The 19,385-nt window shown below is 55.2% G+C and carries 18 protein-coding genes, 1 other RNA gene and 1 other annotated feature; of the genes, 9 read left to right on the top strand and 10 right to left on the bottom strand.

Features of this window, described 5'->3' with window-relative positions; all coding sequences use genetic code 11:
- Nucleotides 1-9 precede the first annotated feature (9 nt).
- Complete coding sequence (locus DDA898_RS05880) at nucleotides 10-339, bottom strand: MGMT family protein (protein ID WP_038900571.1); 330 nt, start codon at nucleotides 337-339, stop codon at nucleotides 10-12.
- Between the two features lie 166 nt (nucleotides 340-505).
- Between DDA898_RS05880 and ffs the strand changes: the two genes are divergently transcribed.
- Nucleotides 506-602, top strand: an RNA gene (gene ffs, locus DDA898_RS22095) — signal recognition particle sRNA small type.
- A gap of 294 nt (nucleotides 603-896) precedes the next feature.
- On the opposite strand, the gene DDA898_RS05885 is transcribed toward ffs, so the two are convergent.
- From DDA898_RS05885 to DDA898_RS05905, 6 genes are all read right to left on the bottom strand, one after another.
- Nucleotides 897-1,100 carry an HHA domain-containing protein gene (locus tag DDA898_RS05885; RefSeq protein WP_009114000.1) on the bottom strand — a complete coding sequence of 68 codons (204 nt, stop codon included), beginning with the start codon at nucleotides 1,098-1,100 and terminating at the stop codon, nucleotides 897-899.
- Nucleotides 1,101-1,153: 53 nt separating this feature from the next.
- Nucleotides 1,154-1,522: an Hha toxicity modulator TomB gene (tomB, locus tag DDA898_RS05890; RefSeq protein WP_013316870.1), complete on the bottom strand. Its 369-nt coding sequence runs from the start codon at nucleotides 1,520-1,522 to the stop codon at nucleotides 1,154-1,156.
- Between the two features lie 507 nt (nucleotides 1,523-2,029).
- Nucleotides 2,030-2,173, bottom strand: a complete 144-nt coding sequence (gene ykgO / locus DDA898_RS22100; protein WP_013316871.1) for a type B 50S ribosomal protein L36 — start codon at nucleotides 2,171-2,173, stop codon at nucleotides 2,030-2,032.
- A gap of 15 nt (nucleotides 2,174-2,188) precedes the next feature.
- On the bottom strand, nucleotides 2,189-2,440 hold the full coding sequence (locus DDA898_RS05895) for a type B 50S ribosomal protein L31 (RefSeq protein WP_013316872.1): 252 nt from the start codon (nucleotides 2,438-2,440) through the stop codon (nucleotides 2,189-2,191).
- A 179-nt stretch (nucleotides 2,441-2,619) separates the two neighbouring features.
- A complete protein-coding gene (locus DDA898_RS05900; protein ID WP_013316873.1) occupies nucleotides 2,620-5,766 on the bottom strand; it encodes an efflux RND transporter permease subunit in 3,147 nt (1,048 codons plus the stop codon).
- Between the two features lie 16 nt (nucleotides 5,767-5,782).
- On the bottom strand, nucleotides 5,783-6,976 hold the full coding sequence (locus tag DDA898_RS05905; protein WP_038900573.1) for an efflux RND transporter periplasmic adaptor subunit: 1,194 nt from the start codon (nucleotides 6,974-6,976) through the stop codon (nucleotides 5,783-5,785).
- 142 nt (nucleotides 6,977-7,118) lie between these two features.
- On the opposite strand from DDA898_RS05905, the gene acrR reads away from it, so the two are divergent.
- A complete protein-coding gene (acrR, locus tag DDA898_RS05910) occupies nucleotides 7,119-7,769 on the top strand; it encodes a multidrug efflux transporter transcriptional repressor AcrR (RefSeq protein ID WP_038910532.1) in 651 nt (216 codons plus the stop codon).
- A gap of 82 nt (nucleotides 7,770-7,851) precedes the next feature.
- Nucleotides 7,852-11,235, top strand: a complete 3,384-nt coding sequence (gene mscK, locus DDA898_RS05915) for a mechanosensitive channel MscK (protein ID WP_038910533.1) — start codon at nucleotides 7,852-7,854, stop codon at nucleotides 11,233-11,235.
- 48 nt (nucleotides 11,236-11,283) lie between these two features.
- Here the strand turns inward: mscK and rsmS are convergent, their stop codons facing one another.
- The 3 genes from rsmS to miaE form a co-directional block, all read right to left on the bottom strand.
- On the bottom strand, nucleotides 11,284-11,466 hold the full coding sequence (gene rsmS, locus DDA898_RS05920; RefSeq protein WP_038910534.1) for a pleiotropic regulatory protein RsmS: 183 nt from the start codon (nucleotides 11,464-11,466) through the stop codon (nucleotides 11,284-11,286).
- A gap of 78 nt (nucleotides 11,467-11,544) precedes the next feature.
- Complete coding sequence (priC, locus tag DDA898_RS05925) at nucleotides 11,545-12,078, bottom strand: primosomal replication protein PriC (RefSeq protein WP_013316878.1); 534 nt, start codon at nucleotides 12,076-12,078, stop codon at nucleotides 11,545-11,547.
- 64 nt (nucleotides 12,079-12,142) lie between these two features.
- Nucleotides 12,143-12,913 (bottom strand): tRNA isopentenyl-2-thiomethyl-A-37 hydroxylase MiaE, encoded by a 771-nt coding sequence (miaE, locus tag DDA898_RS05930; protein WP_038910535.1) that lies wholly within the window; start codon nucleotides 12,911-12,913, stop codon nucleotides 12,143-12,145.
- Nucleotides 12,914-13,033: 120 nt separating this feature from the next.
- Between miaE and DDA898_RS05935 the strand changes: the two genes are divergently transcribed.
- From DDA898_RS05935 to htpG, 6 genes are all read left to right on the top strand, one after another.
- Nucleotides 13,034-13,402: a DUF454 family protein gene (locus DDA898_RS05935; protein ID WP_013316880.1), complete on the top strand. Its 369-nt coding sequence runs from the start codon at nucleotides 13,034-13,036 to the stop codon at nucleotides 13,400-13,402.
- A gap of 180 nt (nucleotides 13,403-13,582) precedes the next feature.
- Nucleotides 13,583-14,137, top strand: a complete 555-nt coding sequence (apt, locus tag DDA898_RS05940; protein ID WP_038900577.1) for an adenine phosphoribosyltransferase — start codon at nucleotides 13,583-13,585, stop codon at nucleotides 14,135-14,137.
- Between the two features lie 74 nt (nucleotides 14,138-14,211).
- Nucleotides 14,212-16,230: a DNA polymerase III subunit gamma/tau gene (gene dnaX, locus DDA898_RS05945; RefSeq protein WP_038910536.1), complete on the top strand. Its 2,019-nt coding sequence runs from the start codon at nucleotides 14,212-14,214 to the stop codon at nucleotides 16,228-16,230.
- Nucleotides 15,557-15,621: a sequence feature (DnaX frameshifting element), on the top strand. It overlaps the preceding gene by 65 nt.
- Before the next feature lie 42 nt (nucleotides 16,231-16,272).
- On the top strand, nucleotides 16,273-16,602 hold the full coding sequence (locus tag DDA898_RS05950; RefSeq protein ID WP_016942050.1) for a YbaB/EbfC family nucleoid-associated protein: 330 nt from the start codon (nucleotides 16,273-16,275) through the stop codon (nucleotides 16,600-16,602).
- Complete coding sequence (gene recR / locus DDA898_RS05955) at nucleotides 16,602-17,207, top strand: recombination mediator RecR (RefSeq protein WP_013316884.1); 606 nt, start codon at nucleotides 16,602-16,604, stop codon at nucleotides 17,205-17,207. Before DDA898_RS05950 ends, recR begins: the two co-directional genes overlap by 1 nt.
- A gap of 184 nt (nucleotides 17,208-17,391) precedes the next feature.
- Nucleotides 17,392-19,275: a molecular chaperone HtpG gene (htpG, locus tag DDA898_RS05960; RefSeq protein ID WP_161624734.1), complete on the top strand. Its 1,884-nt coding sequence runs from the start codon at nucleotides 17,392-17,394 to the stop codon at nucleotides 19,273-19,275.
- Nucleotides 19,276-19,385: the final 110 nt, after the last annotated feature.

Here is a 19,385-nt window from a genome sequence, read left to right on the forward strand (position 1 = left end):
GGTACCTGCCTACAATAAATCCTGCACGTACCGCCAGCGAAATCTGTCCAGATCGATCTTCCCTTCCGAATCTAGTACCACTCCTTCAGATTGAAGGGCCGATTTTTGCCGCTGGAAATCCGGGCCGGTAAGCGAAATCTCCCCCTTTCGATTAATCACCCGATACCAGGGGAGCTGGCTGCCGGCGGGGAGACCCCGCAGTATACCTCCTACCTGTCGCGCGGCTCGGGCAGAACCGGCAAGACGTGCGACATCGCCATAAGTAACGACGTAGCCGTAAGGAATGGCAGCGATAACGTGGATGACACGCTGACGAAAATTGTCCGCTTCGGTAGTCATGGCGGGATCCAATATGTTGAAACCGGTAGGGAATGAACGGTATCAGCAGTATAAAAGCTGGCGATGGGTAAGAAAACAGCGGTTAGGCGGTGGTAACTTGCAATTGCCCAGTTCATCGCCGATAATGCCCTCCGCTCCACAACAGTGGGGCTGTCAATGGAGGCCCCGTTGGTTCTCCCGCAACACTAACCTGTGGACCCGGTCAGGTCCGGAAGGAAGCAGCCGCAGCAGGCGACGTGTGTGCCGGGATGTAGCTGGCGGGGCCTCCACCATTTTATCTCTCTTCCCCGGCTGTAACGTTATTCTAATATTCCCGTCTGATACTTTATCAATAAAAGATACAGCGTTTTTTATACGATAAATTCGGTGAAAAGGTTGCTAATCAGAAAGGTTCGATTTAATTCCAGCGAGAGTGAACGAATTAATAAAGGGAAATTTAAGTAATGCGTGATACTTCTTGTTACAAAGGGAGCGTTATTTTTTACAGTCCATAAAAACAAAGGCCGACAGAATATCGGCACAGTGTTTTTATGTATTTAAGTTGCTGTTTTTAATGCTTAGCGAACGTATTTCCACACAGCAGTCGGTACTTTGTCGTAAAGTTTATTCATCGTCAGCTCTGCCAGGCGGTGGTCTGCAGCTGAATAGAACATTTCAAGCTCGTCGTTGGAAAGCTCGTACTTGTTTTTTTCTATAACACGTTCAAGCGTGTCGATGGTTGTACATTTACGCAAACGCATCAAATAGTCGATTTTTTTCATAGTGACCTTGTTAATTTTCCTGGATTTAAATTAAGTATGAAACAAATTATTGCTTAAGTTTTTACTACCGTACAGATGCTCTTTTCTGAGAACATTCTGAATAATTGTGACTTGGATTTTTGCCATTTCCGCAACTCGGTGTCATTTATACCGTAATTGCTGAAAAGAATATAAGTGTCGTCTAGATATTTCTCAACCCGTTCACATAACGCCGCTTCATGCGGATATTTTATTTTGTAGGTAACAACAAATGCCGCAATATGTTCGATAAGTTCGTTTAGTTGAAGGTTGACCGCAGAGGTCGGATCATTCACCCAGCCACGACTGCTGTCACCTAATGTCGCGATACTTTCGTCGTGCAGATTTTCACACAAGAATCTGAGTTGGGCAATATCATAATGTTGAGGTGTGTACTCATCCATTTCTATCCCTCCGTAAGCTACGATTTAGTGTCACTTAGGGCCACCACTCGGTCAGACAGGTGGTGTGATGAAGTGCAGAAGATAGAATGCCCCTCAGTATGCCTCAATTTCCCTTAATCTTAAGACGGACAGGGGTAACACGGTGAATGCCAGAGAATGACTCGACGTCACTGTCAACAATCATTCTGAATTCATTATAGCAAAAAAGCCAACGTTTACGGTGTGGTCGAACCAATTTTATGACGATAGCTGCCATCGGTGCGGGCTGCTTCCGGTGTGCCGTGATATATTTATCGACCACTAGAGTAAGTATATTTAATTTTTTTCTGTGTTAGCAAGAATCACAGTGTTAATTAGTTTTTCTGGCTTGTCTTTATTTGTAAAGATTTTGATGAGGCAAAAAGATATTTATTTTATCTTTTTGTTTTTAAAGGGGATTAATGAATGAGTGTAGTGAAGGAAGGTGCAGTGATGAGCACCTTCTGATAATTTTTGAGCAAATAATAATTAGCGCTTTTTCTTTTTCCTACCCTGCACCGCGTTGAAACGTGGGTTGCTCTTACAGATGACATAGACACGCCCGCGCCGTTTGACCACGATACAATCTTTGTGACGCGTTTTGGCGCTGCGAAGAGAACTTAATACCTGCATGGATAATTCCCCAGATTACGATTTCAGAAAACGGCCGAAACGCTGTTGGAAACGCGCAGCGCTACCTTCTTTGGCGTATTCTTTCTGCTTGCCGGTGTAATAAGGATGAGAAGCGGAAGAAACGTCGATAGTGACGTAAGGATAGACTTCGCCTTCGTGCTCATAGGTTCGATCGGTTTTGATCGTGGAGCCGATTTTATAAAATACATTCTCACTGGTATCGTGGAACAGCACAGTGCGGTAGTTGGGATGGATACCCGCTTTCATGTTGACCTCATTGTTATGTTATAACATATCTATATTCTGCGCTTTTTTGACGTTATGATCAACGTTACGATTTACAGGGAGATAGCGAGGTGGTGGGGGAGAGGGGAGCGCGCGTCATATGCTTGTTGCCTAAAAAGAAAAAGGCCGCACAGGCGGCCTTTTAGAAGCGATATAATGCGTTAGTGGCTGGTCTGGGTGTGCTCGTTATGTGAGTCGTCCGCTTCCTTTTTCTTGCCGAAGCGGCGGCGTACCACCACAAAGAACACCGGCACGAAGTAGATAGCCAGTACGGTAGCGGTGATCATCCCGCCCATTACACCGGTACCGACCGCGTTCTGTGCGCCAGAGCCTGCGCCGGTGCTGATCACCAGCGGTACGACGCCCAGAATGAACGCCAGCGATGTCATCAGAATGGGGCGCAGACGCATACGCACAGCATCCAGCGTCGCTTCCACCAGTCCTTTCCCTTCTTTCTCCATCAGGTCCTTGGCGAACTCGACGATCAGAATGGCGTTCTTGGCGGATAAACCGATGGTTGTCAGCAGGCCAACCTTAAAGTAGACATCGTTTTCCAGACCGCGCAGGCCGGCGGCCATCACCGCACCAAATACACCCAGCGGTACCACCAGCATAACAGAGAAGGGAATTGACCAGCTTTCATACAACGCGGCCAGACACAGGAACACCACGATAGCGGAGATAATAATCAACGCCGGCGCCTGGTTACCGGCCAACCGTTCCTGATAGGACATACCGGTCCAGTCGAAGCCGATTCCCGGCGGTAACTGCGCCGCCAGTTCCTCCATCAGCGCCATAGCTTCACCGGTACTCTTGCCGGGCGCGGCTTCACCGACCAATTCTACTGCCGGCAGGCCGTTGTAACGTTCCAGACGTGGTGAACCGTATTCCCAGCGCTCGGAAGCGAAAGCCGAGAAGGGGACCATCTGACCGGAGGTGCCGCGGACATACCATTTCTGGATATCGTTGGGCAACATACGGAATTTGGCCTCAGCCTGGACGTACACTTTTTTCACCCTGCCGCGGTCAATAAAGTCATTGACGTAGGTTCCCCCCAGCGCGGTGGACAGCGTGGCGTTGATGGTGGCAATCGATACTCCAAGCGATTCCGCTTTTTCCTGATCGATCTCAAGCCGGTATTGCGGCATGTCTTCCATCCCGTTGGGACGAACACGCACCAGCGTATCGGGATGCTGCGCAATCATTCCCAGCAGTTGGTTACGGGCAGCCATCAGCTTATCGTGGCCGAGGTTGTTCTGATCGATCAGTTCAAAGTCAAAACCACTGGCGGTACCTAGTTCGACGATCGCCGGTATGTTGAACGGGATGACCAGCGCCTCCTTGATTTGCGAGAAGGCGCCAAAGGCACGACCGATAATTGCATCAACTTTGTTGGCCGCTCCAGAGCGCTCATCCCAGTCTTTGAGGCTGGCGAAGGCGATACCCATGTTCTGACCACGACCGGCGAAGCCAAAGCCGTTAACGGTAAAGACCGATTTTACGTTTTCTTTTTCGTGTTGCAGGTAGTAATCATTCACCTGATCAAGCACTTTCTGGGTGCTTTCCTGAGTGGCGCCTACCGGCAACTGCACCATCGTCAGCAATACGCCCTGGTCTTCCTGCGGCAGGAAGGAGCTTGGCAGACGGGTAAACATCAGACCCAGACCGGCAACAACGATCAGATACACCACAACATAACGACCAGTGCTGCGCAGGATATTAGCGACACTATTGGTGTAGTGATGGGTACTCTTGTCGAAAAGACGGTTGAACCAGCCGAAAAAGCCTTTTTTCTCGCCATGGTTGGTGATCGGTTTCAGGATGGTCGCACACAGCGCCGGTGTCAGGATCAACGCAACCAGTACCGACAACACCATGGAAGATACGATAGTGACGGAGAACTGGCGGTAGATTGCGCCGGTCGAACCGCCGGAAAACGCCATCGGTATGAATACCGCAGACAGCACCAGAGCGATACCGACCAACGCGCCCTGAATCTGCCCCATGGACTTGCGGGTGGCTTCTTTGGGCGATAATCCCTCTTCCGCCATCACGCGTTCCACGTTCTCCACCACGACGATGGCGTCATCCACCAATAGGCCGATGGCCAGCACCATGGCGAACATGGTCAGTGTGTTAATCGAATAGCCAAAGGCGGACAGAATGGAGAATGTACCCAGCAGCACCACCGGCACCGCGATAGTGGGAATCAGCGTGGCACGGAAGTTCTGCAAGAACAGATACATCACCACAAACACCAGCACGATCGCTTCAAGCAGGGTTTTCACCACCTCGTAAATGGAGATTTTTACGAACGGCGTGGTGTCATACGGATAAACCACTTTCAGCCCGGCCGGGAAGGTCGACTGCAATTTGGTGATTTCCGCTTTTACCGCTGAAGCGGTATCCAGCGCGTTGGCGCCGGTGGCAAGCTTAATACCCAAACCGGCGGCCGGACGACCGTTATAGCGGGCGATGACACTGTAGCTTTCGCCGCCGAGCTCAATGCGGGCCACATTATTCAGGCGAACCTGTGAACCGTCCTGATTCACTTTGAGCAGAATATTGCCGAACTGCTCCGGCGAATTCAGCCGGGTCTGCGCAATAATCGACGCATTCAGCTTCTGACCGGGAACCGGCGGCGTACCGCCAAGCTGACCGGCGGCGATTTGGTTGTTCTGCACCTGAATCGCCGAGACTACGTCGCTGGTAGTGAGCTGGTAATTGTTCAGTTTGTCCGGGTCGAGCCAGATACGCATGGCGTACTGGGCGCCGAACAACTGGGTATCACCCACCCCGCGTACGCGGCTGATCGGGTCTTTGATGCTGGCACCGACGAAGTCCGCGATGTCCTGCTGGGTCATGTTGTTATCATCGCTGATAAAACCGAGCACCATCAGGAAGCTACTGCTGGACTTCTGCACGCTAACGCCTTGCTGCTGCACTTCCTGCGGCAGCAACGGCATTGCCAGTTGCAGTTTGTTCTGTACCTGCACCTGTGCAATGTCCGGGTTGGCGTCGGCATCGAACGTCAGCGTGATCTGCACGGTACCTGACGAGTCACTGTTGGAAGACATATACAGTAACTTGTCGATCCCGTTCATGTTCTGTTCGATTACCTGCGTCACGGTATCCTGCAGGGTTTTCGCATCCGCGCCCGGGTAGTTTGCGGTTATCTGAACCGCGGGCGGCGCGATGGTCGGGTACTGCGCAATAGGCAACTTCAGGATTGCCAGTGTCCCGGTGAGCATCACCATGATGGCGATGACCCAGGCAAAAATCGGGCGATCTATGAAAAACTTGGCCATGGATTACCGGCTCCTGTTAAGACTTAGCGGGTTGGGACTGCGGTTGCTGCTGTTGCGCATTACCTGCGGCCACTTCCTGCGCTTTTACCTGCATACCCGGTCTGATTTTCTGCAGGCCTGTCAAGATGATACGGTCACCCGGCTTGACGCCCGACGTCACCAGCCATTTATCGCCAATAGCCTTGCCGGTGGTGATCGAGTGAACTTCCACTTTATCGCCTTCACCGACCAGCATCACGGTAGCGTCGCCGCGTGGTGTGCGGCTCACGCCTTGCTGAGGCACCAGAATCGCGTTGGGAGTGACGCCGGAATCCAATTGCGCGCGGACAAACATCCCCGGCAGCAGGTTGTGATCCGGATTGGGGAACACGGCGCGCAGCGTAATGGAGCCGGTGGTTTCATCCACGGTAACGTCGGAGAATTCCAGCGTCCCAGGCTGGCTATAGCGGGTGCCGTTATCCAGCGTCAGTTGGACGTTGGCCTTGCCGTTGGTCTGTTGCAGGGTGCCGTTTTCCAGTTCCTTTTTCAGGCGCAGAAAATCGTTGGTGGACTGGGTAACGTCCACATAGATCGGATCCAACTGCTGGATCGTGGTCAGCGCTGTCGTCTGTGCGTTGGACACCAGCGCGCCTTCCGTCACGGTGGATTTACCGACGCGGCCGGTAATCGGGGCCGTTACGCGGGTATAGTTCAGGCTAATCTGGGCGTTGTCGAGGGTGGCTTTCGCCGCGGCGACAGAAGCTTCGGTCTGGCGCGCGGTGGCTACCGCCTGATCGTAATCCTGTTTGCTGACGTAGTTGGTGCCGAGCAGCGGTTTGTAGCGGTTGACGGTCAGCCGTGCGATTTCGGCGTTGGCCTGCGCCTGGACCAGTGCGGCTTTGGCATTGTTGTACTGGGCCTGATACGTGGCCGGGTCAATCTGATACAGCGAGGTGCCTGCTTTGACGTCGCTGCCTTCCACAAAGTTGCGCTTCAGAATAATACCGTTTACCTGAGGGCGTACTTCAGCAATACGATAGGCGCTTGTGCGGCCCGGCAGTTCGGTGATGATATTCAGAGTTTGTGATTTTATCGTAACGATGCCGACTTCCGGTGCGCCTCCCTGGTGAGCCCCTTCTTGAGACGCATTGTTGTCACATCCTGTGAGCACAAGGCCGCCAGAAAATATCAGCATAGCCGCCAGAGGCGTAAGCCTTCTGTTTTTATTCATAGATAAACCCCAAGTATCCGATTTTTAATTGACCAATGGATCACAAGCTTTTAAACCCATTGCTGCGATAAATTCAGGCCCGTGCTATGTTACATACATCCGTGAATGTATGTAAATCTCGCTTCTCTTGAAAGTCGGCGCTATGGCACGAAAAACCAAACAACAGGCTCATGAAACCAAACTCCAGATTATGGACGCAGCACTGCGCCTGTTTTCTGAGCATGGTGTTTCCTCAACATCATTGTCCGATATTGCGACTGCCGCCGGCGTGACTCGCGGTGCTATTTACTGGCACTTTAAAAACAAAGCTGAACTGTTTGATGAGATATGGGCGCGATCAGAAGCCAAAATTTCTGATTTCGAAATAGAGTATCAGGCAAAATTTCCTGATGATCCACTGCATGTTCTCAGAGAGTTACTGATTTATATACTGACCTTGACGGAGTCCGATGCCGAGTGGCGCTCAATGATGGAGATCATATTCCATAAATGTGAGTTTGTCGGTGAGCTATTGCCGACATTCAAGGCCCGTAAGGATTTGTATTTCGACTGCTATGTTAAAATAGAAATCTCTTTGATGAACTGTATTCGGCAGGGAATGCTGCCGTCGGACATTAATCCCCGGCGCGCAGCGGTGGTGATGCGCGCTTATCTGTCGGGGATCATGGAGAACTGGTTGTTTTTGCCGGAAAGCTTTGACCTGAAAAGCGAAGCGCCGTATCTGGTTGACGGGTTTATTGATATGTTGCGTACCAGCCCGGCCTTACGCCTGAGTGGTAGCTCAGAGGTCTGATAAGCATAAATACAGCCCGACATACCTTGTCTTCCGGCAGACGTGATAGACTGCGCCATCTCTGTAAAACCGATGATGCATCATGAGTCGCTGTTTCGCCGTTTCTGGTTCGTTTGCCGTTCTTTTCCGTTCTTTTCTTTATGATTCTGTTCGCCGTAGCCTGCCGTATCTCTGGGCGTTTCTGCTCGGATTGATGCCGCAGTGGTCGGCGCTTGCCGCCGGTAACGATTTGCCGACCCGGACTGAGATTCAGAATCGGCTTGATACCCTCAACAAACAAAAAAGTCTGACTTCGGTAGACAAGCTGACCCAGCAGGATCTAACCCAAACACTGGATGTGTTGGATTCTATCGACCGGGTCCGGCAGGAAACCAGCCAGCTGAAGCAGCAGGCGGCACAGGCTCCGGCCAAGCTGAAGCAGGTGAATGAAGATCTGGTATCGTTGGGTGGCGCGGTGCCGGTGTCTCAGACATCGCTGGAGTCGCTGTCGCTAAAACAGCTGGAGGCCCGTCTGAATGAAACGCTGGATGATTTGCAGTCGGCACAGGAAAACCTGTCTACCTACAATAGTCAGCTGATTTCGTTGCAGACCCAGCCGGAGCGGGTGCAGAGCGCGTTATATGCCGCCTCGCAACGCAGCCAGCAACTACGCACCCAGCTCAGTGGGCTTGATCCGTCGCAGGAGCCGTTGCGGCCGAGCCAGCAAATCCTGTTGCAGGCGGAGCAGGCGTTGGTCGGGCTGCAAATGGAACAGCAGCGCAAAAGTCTGGAAGTGAACACCACCATGCAGGATCTGTTGCAGAAGCAGCGGGATTACACCGCCGCGCAGATCGGCCAACTGGAACACATGGTGCAGACGCTACAAGGCGTGATCAACAACAAACGCCTCAACCTATCGGAGAAAACCGCCAAGGAAGCGCAGAATTCGGATGAGTTGCAGCGTATTCAGGAGAACCCGCTGGTAAAAACGGAGATGGAAACCAACCGTCAACTCAGCCAGCGTCTGATCAAAGCGACCGAAGCCGGTAATACGCTGGTTCAGGAGAGCATCCAGGTAAAAAACTGGCTGGATCGGGCCACGCAGTCGGAACGCAACCTGAAAGAACAGATTACGGTGCTGAAAGGTAGTCTGTTGCTGTCGCGCATTCTTTATCAACAACAGCAAAACTTGCCATCGGCCGATGCGATGGGCGACATCAGCACCCAAATCGCCGATCTGCGACTGGAACAGTTTGATATCAACCAGCAGCGCGACCTGTTGTTCCGTGGCGATGAATATATCCAGCAACTGGTCGTTCACAGCAATGCCACGGTAGACGCCGAAGTCACCGATGCGCTGGAGCAGATTCTGGACATGCGCCGCGAACTGCTCGACCAGCTTAATAAGCAGCTTGGCAATCAGCTGATGCTGGCGATTAACCTGCAAATCAGCCGTCAACAGTTGATGAGCGTGAATGGCTCGCTGCAACGTACGCTGACTCAGCAAATCTTCTGGGTCAGCAGCAATAAACCGATGGACTGGAACTGGCTGAAAGATCTGCCATCGACACTAAAACAGCAGATAAAAAACCTGCATTTCAACCTGAAAGGCGCTCAGCTGGGACAGGGGATGATGGATTCGCTGTTGCTGACCATCCCGGCGTTGCTCGTGGTTGGCCTGTTGCTGTGGCGGCGCAAAAGCATCGATGCCTATATGAGCAAGCTGGCGGACGATGTGGGGCAACTCAAGCGCGACAGCCAGTTGCATACGCCGAAAGCCATTCTGCTGTTGATTTTGCGCACCCTGCCGGGCGTGCTGGTAATTTTGTCGCTGGGGCTATGGCTGAAGCGGACGGATAGCCAGATCAGCAGCTTCGCCTGGGTACTTAGCGAAAATCTGGCGTTGTTCTGGATGGTGTTCGCCACCGCCTGGTTCAGCCTCAAGCCGGGCAGCCTGAGCGAGCGTCACTTTAATATTCCGGTGTCTCGCTGCGCGCATTACCGGCGTCAGACGGTGCGGCTTGGCGGTGCGCTGCTGCCGCTGATGTTCTGGTCGGTGGTAGGAGAGAAAGCGCCGCTGTACCTGGTGGACGATGCTATCGGGCAGATCATTATCGTCTGTAATCTGCTGTTGCTGACCATTCTGGTGTTCCCGGTATGCCGCGACTGCTGGCGAGAAAAGGAACGCCACACGGTGCAGTTGATTGTGGTGACCATGATGGCCGCCATGCCGCTGTTTCTGATCGGGCTGATGTTGAATGGGTTTTTCTATACCACGCTGCGACTGGCCAGCCGCTGGATTGACAGCCTGTATCTGTTGATCGTCTGGAATATCGTCTATTTCGCTACTATTCGCGGCTTAAGCGTCGCGGCCCGCCGTCTGGCGTATCGCCGCGCGGTGGCGCGACGCCAGAATCTGGTCAAGGAAGGCGCGGAAGGCAGCGAGCCGGTGCCGGAAGCGCCGCTGGCGCTGGAACAAATCAGCCAGCAATCTTTGCGTCTGACGACGATGGTGCTGTTTCTGGCGTTCTCCGGCGCGTTTTACTGGATCTGGGCCGATCTGGTGACCGTGTTCTCCTATCTGGATAGCATCACGCTGTGGCATTACAGCACGGCCGGCGCCAGTGGCACCGTCATGCAGCCGGTGACGCTGGGCAACCTGTTGGTGGCGATGGTGATTGGCGGCGTGGCCTATGTGATGACCCGCAACCTGCCCGGTTTGCTGGAGGTACTAGTGCTGTCGCGCTTGCAACTGCGACAGGGCGCCTCTTATGCCATCACCACCGTGCTGACCTATCTGATTACTGCCGTCGGCGCGGTCACGTCGCTCAGCTCGCTCGGGGTTTCCTGGGACAAGCTGCAGTGGCTGGTGGCGGCGTTATCGGTAGGGCTGGGATTTGGTTTGCAGGAAATCTTCGCTAACTTCGTGTCGGGCCTGATTATCCTGTTCGAACGGCCGGTGCGCATCGGCGACACCATCACCATCGGCACCTTCTCCGGTTCGGTAAGCAAGATCCGTATCCGTGCCACCACGATTACCGATTTTGACCGCAAGGAAGTGATCATTCCCAACAAGGCGTTTGTCACTGAACGTCTGATCAACTGGTCGTTGTCGGATACCATCACGCGTGTGCTGATCCGTATCGGCGTCGCCTACGGTTCCGATCTGGACAAGGTGAAAGAGGTGTTGTTGCAGGCGGCGCGTGATAACCCACGCGTGATGACCGACCCGGAGCCACAGGTATTTTTCCTGTCGTTCGGTCCAAGCTCACTGGATCATGAACTGCGTCTGTACGTGCGGGAACTGCGGGATCGCAGCTACACCGTCGATGAACTGAACCGCACCATCGATCGCCTGTGCCGCGAGAACAATATCGACATCGCCTTCAACCAGTTGGAAGTACACCTGCATAACGCGCAGGGCAACGAGGTACAGGAAATATCCCGCGTACTGACCCAGCCGCAGGATGTGGTGGAAAGCCGATAAATAACGTGACGGAGAATATGCGCCGGAGCGGGCCCGCCTGCTCCGGCGTCAGGCGGGCGCCTGGTGGGGCGGGGCGTCGGCCTTCGACTGATCGTTGGTCTTCGACTGATAGTCACGGCGTACGATTTCCAGCGCCGCCAGCACCACGTTCGGCGCTATCTGGTTGTCTTCCAATAGCATGATGAGATCGACCGCCAGCTTAACTTCTGGCGTTTCATTTTCCAGCGACATGATTTTTCTACCTCACTCCGATCCTGTTCTGTTTTTTTTAAAACATAGCAGAGAATAGTGAACGAGGGTCACGAAAGGTCAAAACCCCTGCTCCTGACGTTCAATCTGACGCTCCAGCCGCGACAGCGCCTGACGGCAGCGAGTCAGCCGGCCTTCCAGCGCCGCCAGCTCGCGTTGCAGGCGTTGCTGTTCGCTGAGTTGGCTCTGGGTCGCCAGCATGCTTTCCCGATCCTGAATCATCGCCAGCAAACGACGCTCATAGCCCTGATATTCCGCCAGTTTCTGATAGCGGTCCTGTGGCTCCGGCGTCGCGGGTTCTTGCTCCCGCAGCGGTTGGGTCGCCAGTTCCCGCTGCAACGCCGTCATTTGCGCCAGCAATTTCTCCGCCATGAACGCCACCCGATCCAGACGTTGCTCCTGTACATATTGCTGCAGGTGCTGGTAGTTATGACGGATCTCGTCGAGATAATCGCCCAGCCGGGTGCCGTAACAGCTAAATAGCTGGCGATCAAAACGCGAACGGGGCGCCTGTCGCGCGGCAATCGGCTCGACATCCCGCGCCAGCGTATCAATCTGGCGTTCCAGCACGGCCAGCAGTGCCTGTGTTTCCATGGCGTTTCCTCCGTCGGTCGACCGCGGCATCCGTAAACCGCGGCATGTGGAATCACGGGCCGGTTCAGTGGGTGCTGAACACCGGTTTGCCGCTGTGGAATTTGAAATCGTGGTCCGGGCTGGTAATTAACTGCGCTTCCGTTTGCGCAAAAAAGGCGACGCGCGCGGTAATATCTTTACCGGCAATCTGTTCCGCCAGCGCCAGATAATCCTGATAGTGACGCGCTTCGGAACGCAACAATGAAATGTAGAACTTGCGCACGTCTTCTTCCAGATGCGGCGCCAGTCTGGCGAAGCGTTCGCAGGAACGCGCTTCGATAAAGGCGCCGATGATCAGTTTATCCACCAGCGCATCCGGCTCATGCGTTTTCATATGTTGCGTCATGCCGCGGGCGTAACGGCTGGCAGGGACGTTCTGGTAAGGAATGCCCTTTTGTTCCATGACGTCCAGCACCTGATAGAAATGGTGCAGTTCTTCGCGAATCAGCATCACCATTTTATCGATCATATCCTGACTGTAATGGCAGCCGGTACGGGCGGTGATCTGACGGGTAATTTGCCCGCCAGCTTTCAGCGCCTGCACGTCGCCCAGTTGTCGGAAAGCAAAATTCTCGTACGGGGCAATCCAGTCCTGCAATTGATGCCGGCTCGCCTGATCCACCGCGTAACGACGGATCAGAAACAGCGCGCTCTGGGCGGCTTTCAGTTCGCACAGCAGATGATCGCGCAGCAATAGGGGCAGATTTTCCGGTTTGCGAGCTTCGTCGATCCACTCATCTGGCGTCGTGACGGTAAGAAAGGCATGAATGGGGTCGAGGATGGAATGATCAAACATGTACGGCGGACGGATTGAGTTAACGTGGCGGTATGATACAACGATTCCTGTAGATTGCGATCGGGTCTGTTGTGGCCGGTTCGGGGAATGAAGGCGCGTGTGGAAACGGAGTGGAGCAAGATGTATCGAGTAGTGCTGATAAGCGTGGGGTGGCTGGCGGTGGTGCTGGCGGCGTTGGGCGTGGTGCTGCCATTGTTGCCGACCACGCCTTTTCTGCTGCTGGCAGCCTGGTGTTTTGCCCGGTCATCGCCGCGCTTCCATTACTGGCTGCTGTACCGCTCCTGGTTCGGCGGCTATTTGCGTCACTGGCAGCAGCATCGTGCGCTGCCGCCGGGCGTCAAGACCAAGGCGGTGCTGGTGATTATCGCTACGTTTGCCGTGTCGCTGTGGCTGGTGGAGATTAACTGGGTCAGGGGCTTGCTGTTGGTGATTCTGGTTGCGTTGCTAACCTTTATGCTGCGTTTGCCGGTTATTGATCCGAAGCAATAGCCTGCGATAAAAACGCGCAGATCTACGCGGGCCGGTTGCATTTGCCGGTCAGTTTGACTAGATTTGAGCGTTTTCGTGTGCGAGCCGCCACCGTATTTTTTATCGCCAGCGCCTGCGGGCGGCATGGCGAAGATCCGTGGCGGTGTTCAGTGAATATAAGGTTTTATCAGGCACAACATTATGACCGCAACTCAGCATCAGCAGCCAGAATTGATTAAAAACAGTATCAAGAGTATTCCGGATTATCCCAAGCCGGGCATACTGTTTCGTGATGTGACCAGCCTGCTGGAGAATCCGCAGGCCTATTCGGCGAGCATCGATATGCTGGTTAAACGCTATCAGGACGTCGGCATTACCAAAGTTGTCGGCACCGAAGCGCGTGGTTTCCTGTTTGGCGCGCCGGTGGCGCTGGCGTTGGGCGTCGGATTCGTTCCGGTGCGCAAGCCGGGCAAGCTGCCGCGCGCGACGCTGAGCGAAAGCTATGAACTGGAATACGGCAGCGATACGCTGGAGATTCACGCCGATTCCATTACCGCCAGCGACAAGGTACTGGTGGTGGACGATCTGCTGGCGACCGGCGGCACGATCGAAGCAACCGTCAAACTGATTCGTCGTCTCGGCGGTCAGGTCGCCGACGCCGCTTTCATTATCAATCTCTTTGACCTGGGTGGACAGCAGCGCCTCGAAAGCATGGGCATCGCCTGCTACAGCCTGGTCGATTTCCCCGGCCATTGATGACGGCAGTCTCGCCGATGGCGGCGAGACTGTGTTAGCATCACCTCCTCAATAACTCAACTGCTGCGGTATTGATGAGCTATCAGGTTCTTGCCCGTAAGTGGCGTCCCCAAACCTTTGCTGACGTGGTCGGACAGGAACATGTCCTGACGGCGTTAGCCAATGGTCTTTCGTTAGGCCGTATCCATCATGCTTACCTGTTTTCCGGTACCCGGGGCGTAGGCAAGACGACTATCGCCCGTTTGTTGGCGAAAGGGCTGAATTGCGAAACCGGGATAACGGCTACGCCCTGTGGTCAGTGCGATACCTGTCGGGAAATCGAACAAGGGCGATTCGTCGATCTGATCGAGATTGACGCGGCGTCCCGCACCAAAGTGGAAGACACCCGCGACCTGCTGGATAACGTGCAATACGCCCCGGCTCGCGGTCGCTTCAAGGTTTACCTGATCGACGAAGTGCACATGCTCTCCCGTCACAGCTTCAACGCGTTGCTGAAAACACTGGAAGAGCCGCCGCCGCATGTGAAATTCCTGCTGGCGACCACCGATCCGCAAAAGCTGCCGGTGACGATTCTGTCCCGCTGTTTGCAGTTTCATCTCAAAGCGCTTGATGCCGAGCAGATTCGTCAGCATCTGCAACAGGTGCTGGAGCAGGAACAGCTGGCTGCGGAACCGCGTGCGCTGCAATTGCTGGCCCGCGCCGCCGACGGCAGCCTGCGCGACGCGCTGAGCCTGACCGATCAGGCGATCGCCATGGGGCAAGGGCAGGTCACCGCCGCCGCCGTCAGCCAGATGCTGGGCACGTTGGATGATGAACAGCCGCTGGCGCTGATTGAAGCGCTGGTAAAAGGCGATGGCGCCGGGGTCATGGCGCTGATGGGGCAGGCGGCGTCGCGCGGCGTTGACTGGGAAGCGTTGCTGGTTGAAACCCTGACGCTACTGCACCGAATTGCCATGCTGCAACTGCTGCCTTCCGCATTGGGTGAAGAATACAATCAGGTCGCGCCGCGGTTGCGTGAACTGGCGCGGGTGATCCCGCCCGCCGAGGTACAGCTTTATTATCAGACGCTGCTGGTGGGGCGCAAGGAGTTGCCGTACGCGCCGGATCGCCGGATGGGCGTGGAAATGACCCTGTTGCGGGCGCTGGCGTTTCATCCCAGCCAGACGATCGCCGAACCGGTTCCGGTTAATGTTCCTGCGCCATCCGCGATGCCTGCGGCGGGCGCGTCGTTACCCGCCGAACCGGCGCGCGTGCCGCCATCGATCAGACCCGGCGCGACGCCCGTCGCATCCGGCGATGAACCGGCGGTCAGTCATGTTCCGGCAGTTGGCAACGAACCGCCGGCGGCGTCAGCCCCGGACAGCAATTTGCCGGATGCGACCGCACAGTTGTTGCAGGCGCGCAGCCAGTTGCTGAGTCGACAGGGAAACACCCCAACAAAAAAGACTGAACCGGCGGCGTCAGGAAAAACGCGGCCGGTAAACTCGGCGCTGGAGCGATTGGCTTCAGTGACCGAGCGCGGCCAGCAGCAAATGGCGGCCAAAGCTGTGGCGCAGGAAGAGCAGAAAAAGCAGGAAGCGTATCGCTGGCGAGCGCAGAAGAAAGCCGAGCCGGTTGAAACGGCGCCGGTGACCACGCCCAAAGCGCTGCGCTCGGCGCTGGAATATGAAAAAACGCCGGAACTGGCGGCGCGACTGGCGGTGGAAGCCGTCGAACGCGATGCCTGGGCGGCGGAAATCGATCGTCTGACGCTGCCGAAGCTGGTACAACAGCTGGCGCTGAATGCGTTTAAAGAGATGCCGGAAGAGGGGGTGATTCACCTGCACCTGCGCTCTTCCCAGCGCCATCTCAATTCAGCGGCGGCGCAGAAAACGCTGTCTGAAGCGTTGGCGACGTACTACGGGCGCCCGATCAGCCTGACGATCACCGAAGACGATACGCTGGCGGTCCGTACGCCGCTGGAATGGCGTCAGGCCATTTATGAAGAGAAGCTGGCGCAAGCGCGCCAGTCCATCATGGATGATAATAATATTCAAACGCTACGGCGTTTCTTCGATGCGGAACTGGACGAAGAGAGTATCCGCCCCGTTTAACCCCGCTGCCCACCGGCAGCCCGAAGTGGTAGAGAGAACGATATGTTTGGTAAAGGCGGTTTAGGCAATCTGATGAAGCAAGCTCAGCAGATGCAGGAAAAAATGCAGAAGGCGCAGGAAGAGATTGCCAATCTGGAAGTGACCGGGGAATCGGGCGCCGGGCTGGTGAAGGTGACCATTAATGGCGCCCACAACTGCCGTCGTGTTGAAATCGACCCGAGTCTGATGGAAGACGACAAAGAGATGCTGGAAGACCTGATTGCTGCGGCTTTCAATGATGCGGCTCGCCGTATCGCCGAAGTTCAGCAGGAAAAAATGGCGTCGGTTTCCAGCGGTATTCCGCTGCCGCCCGGCTTCAAGATGCCGTTCTGATGCAAACCAGCCCGCTTCTTGAATCGCTGATGGAGGCGCTGCGCTGTTTACCCGGCGTGGGGCCAAAATCGGCGCAGCGCATGGCGTTTCACCTGTTACAGCGCGATCGCAGCGGCGGTATGCGTCTGGCGCAGGCGCTGACCCGTGCTATGTCGGAGATCGGCCACTGCGCGGACTGCCGGACCTTTACCGAGCAGGATATCTGCACTATCTGCGCCAATCCGCGCCGTCAGCAGAACGGCCAGATTTGCGTGGTGGAAAGCCCGGCGGATATTCACGCCATCGAGCAGACCGGGCAGTTCGCCGGCCGCTACTTTGTGCTGATGGGGCATCTGTCGCCGCTGGATGGCATCGGTCCCGGCGATATCGGGCTGGATCGGCTGGAAGAGCGTCTGGCGACGGAAACCATCAGTGAAGTGATTCTGGCGACCAACCCGACGGTGGAAGGCGATGCAACGGCTAATTACATCGCCGAGTTGTGCGCCGAAAATGGGGTCATGGCCAGCCGTATCGCTCACGGCGTGCCGGTTGGCGGCGAGCTGGAGATGGTGGACGGCACCACGCTGTCTCATTCGCTGGCCGGGCGACACCCGATCCGATTCTGATTTTCGCGGCCGCCGACAGGCGGCCGACATGACACTGATATCCGTTAGTGTGATCAATCGTGTGATCAATCGTGTGACCAATTACCGTTTCCCCCTTGAAACCCCATCGGTTTATCCCCATTTGTTGCTTATCCTCCGTTGAATCAGCCTGAATAAATACGTATTGAGGGAAGTAATAATGAGTATGAAAGGCCAAGAGACCCGCGGCTTCCAGTCTGAAGTGAAGCAACTGCTGCACCTGATGATCCATTCGCTGTATTCCAATAAAGAAGTGTTCCTGCGCGAATTGATCTCCAACGCATCCGATGCGGCGGATAAATTGCGCTTCCGTGCACTGTCTGCGCCGGATCTGTATGAAGGCGACGGTGAGTTGCGCGTTCGTGTATCGATCGATAAGGAACAGCGGACCCTGACCATCAGCGATAACGGCATCGGCATGAGCCGCGATGACGTGATTGACAACCTGGGTACTATCGCTAAATCCGGCACCAAGGCGTTTCTGGAGTCTCTCGGTTCCGATCAGGCTAAAGACAGCCAGTTGATCGGCCAGTTCGGGGTCGGTTTCTACTCCGCGTTTATCGTTGCCGATAAGGTGACGGTGAAAACCCGCGTGGCGGGCGCCAGCGCCGATCAGGGCGTGTTCTGGGAATCCGCCGGTGAAGGCGAATACACCATCGCCGACATCGCCAGAGCGGAGCGCGGCACTGAAATCACCCTGCATCTGCGCGAAGGCGAGGATGAGTTCCTCGACAACTGGCGCGTGCGCTCGGTGATCAGCAAATATTCCGATCACATCGCGTTGCCGGTGGAAATTGAATCCCGCACTGAAAGCGAGGAAGAGGGCGGGGAAGAAACCGTCACCTGGGAGAAGATCAACAAGGCTCAGGCGCTGTGGACCCGCAGCAAGTCTGATATCAGTGATGACGAGTACCACGAGTTCTACAAGCACATCGCCCATGACTTTACCGAGCCTTTGAGCTGGAGCCACAACCGGGTGGAAGGGAAACAGGAGTACACCAGCCTGCTGTACATTCCTTCCCAGGCGCCGTGGGACATGTGGAACCGCGATCACAAACATGGCCTGAAACTGTATGTGCAGCGCGTGTTCATTATGGACGACGCCGAACAGTTCATGCCGAACTACCTGCGTTTTGTTCGCGGTCTGATCGATTCCAACGACCTGCCGCTCAACGTATCCCGCGAAATCCTGCAGGATAACCGCGTGACGCAGAGTCTGCGCACCGCGTTGACCAAGCGTGTGCTGCAGATGCTGGAAAAACTGGCCAAAGACGACGGCGAAAAATACCAGACCTTCTGGCGCCAGTTCGGTCTGGTGCTGAAAGAAGGCCCGGCGGAAGATGGCGGCAACCGCGAAACCATCGCCAAACTGCTGCGTTTCGCCACCACCCATAACGACAGCGATGAGCAGAGCGTGTCGCTGGACGACTACATCAGCCGCATGGTGGAAGGTCAGGACAAGATCTATTACATCACCGCCGACAGCTATGCCGCCGCCAAGAGCAGCCCACACCTGGAACTGTTCCGTAAGAAAGGCATCGAAGTGCTGCTGCTCTCCGATCGCATCGACGAATGGATGATGAGCTACCTGACCGAGTTTGACGGTAAGTCCTTCCAGTCGGTCAGCAAGGCCGATGAATCGCTGGACAAACTGGCGGATGAGGCGGACGAGTCGCAGAAGGAAGCGGAGAAGGCGCTGGAGCCGTTTGTCGAACGCGTTAAGACGCTGCTGGGCGAACGGGTGAAAGAGGTCCGTCTGACGCACCGCCTGACCGACACGCCGGCGATCGTCACCACCGACGCCAACGACATGAGCACCCAGATGGCGAAGCTGTTCGCCGCTGCGGGCCAGCAGGCGCCGGAAGTGAAGTACATTTTCGAACTGAACCCGGAACACGCGCTGGTGAAACGCGCCGCGGACACGCAAGATGACGCACAGTTCGGCGAGTGGGTGGAACTGCTGTTGGAGCAGGCGCTGTTTGCCGAACGCGGCACGCTGGAAGACCCTAACCAGTTTATTCGTCGAATGAACCAATTACTGACCGCCTGATTCATATTCTGACGACAGTGATGTAACGCCCCGGCTGATCGGGGCGTTTTTCTTCGCCGGCCAATCCCATTTCCCGCCTGTCGATTCGTCGTCTACACTCTCAGAACCGG

The organism is Dickeya dadantii NCPPB 898 (assembly GCF_000406145.1).
GTDB classification, from domain to species: Bacteria; Pseudomonadota; Gammaproteobacteria; order Enterobacterales; family Enterobacteriaceae; genus Dickeya; species Dickeya dadantii.

What these genes read in the sequence shown, in the direction of transcription:
- DDA898_RS05880 (WP_038900571.1), bottom strand. Translation starts at nt 339, where the DNA reads ATGACTACCGAAGCGGACAATTTTCGTCAGCGTGTCATCCACGTTATC.
- DDA898_RS05885 (WP_009114000.1), bottom strand. Translation starts at nt 1,100, where the DNA reads ATGAAAAAAATCGACTATTTGATGCGTTTGCGTAAATGTACAACCATC.
- tomB (WP_013316870.1), bottom strand. Translation starts at nt 1,522, where the DNA reads ATGGATGAGTACACACCTCAACATTATGATATTGCCCAACTCAGATTC.
- ykgO (WP_013316871.1), bottom strand. Translation starts at nt 2,173, where the DNA reads ATGCAGGTATTAAGTTCTCTTCGCAGCGCCAAAACGCGTCACAAAGAT.
- DDA898_RS05895 (WP_013316872.1), bottom strand. Translation starts at nt 2,440, where the DNA reads ATGAAAGCGGGTATCCATCCCAACTACCGCACTGTGCTGTTCCACGAT.
- DDA898_RS05900 (WP_013316873.1), bottom strand. Translation starts at nt 5,766, where the DNA reads ATGGCCAAGTTTTTCATAGATCGCCCGATTTTTGCCTGGGTCATCGCC.
- DDA898_RS05905 (WP_038900573.1), bottom strand. Translation starts at nt 6,976, where the DNA reads ATGAATAAAAACAGAAGGCTTACGCCTCTGGCGGCTATGCTGATATTT.
- acrR (WP_038910532.1), top strand. Translation starts at nt 7,119, where the DNA reads ATGGCACGAAAAACCAAACAACAGGCTCATGAAACCAAACTCCAGATT.
- mscK (WP_038910533.1), top strand. Translation starts at nt 7,852, where the DNA reads ATGAGTCGCTGTTTCGCCGTTTCTGGTTCGTTTGCCGTTCTTTTCCGT.
- rsmS (WP_038910534.1), bottom strand. Translation starts at nt 11,466, where the DNA reads ATGTCGCTGGAAAATGAAACGCCAGAAGTTAAGCTGGCGGTCGATCTC.
- priC (WP_013316878.1), bottom strand. Translation starts at nt 12,078, where the DNA reads ATGGAAACACAGGCACTGCTGGCCGTGCTGGAACGCCAGATTGATACG.
- miaE (WP_038910535.1), bottom strand. Translation starts at nt 12,913, where the DNA reads ATGTTTGATCATTCCATCCTCGACCCCATTCATGCCTTTCTTACCGTC.
- DDA898_RS05935 (WP_013316880.1), top strand. Translation starts at nt 13,034, where the DNA reads ATGTATCGAGTAGTGCTGATAAGCGTGGGGTGGCTGGCGGTGGTGCTG.
- apt (WP_038900577.1), top strand. Translation starts at nt 13,583, where the DNA reads ATGACCGCAACTCAGCATCAGCAGCCAGAATTGATTAAAAACAGTATC.
- dnaX (WP_038910536.1), top strand. Translation starts at nt 14,212, where the DNA reads ATGAGCTATCAGGTTCTTGCCCGTAAGTGGCGTCCCCAAACCTTTGCT.
- DDA898_RS05950 (WP_016942050.1), top strand. Translation starts at nt 16,273, where the DNA reads ATGTTTGGTAAAGGCGGTTTAGGCAATCTGATGAAGCAAGCTCAGCAG.
- recR (WP_013316884.1), top strand. Translation starts at nt 16,602, where the DNA reads ATGCAAACCAGCCCGCTTCTTGAATCGCTGATGGAGGCGCTGCGCTGT.
- htpG (WP_161624734.1), top strand. Translation starts at nt 17,392, where the DNA reads ATGAAAGGCCAAGAGACCCGCGGCTTCCAGTCTGAAGTGAAGCAACTG.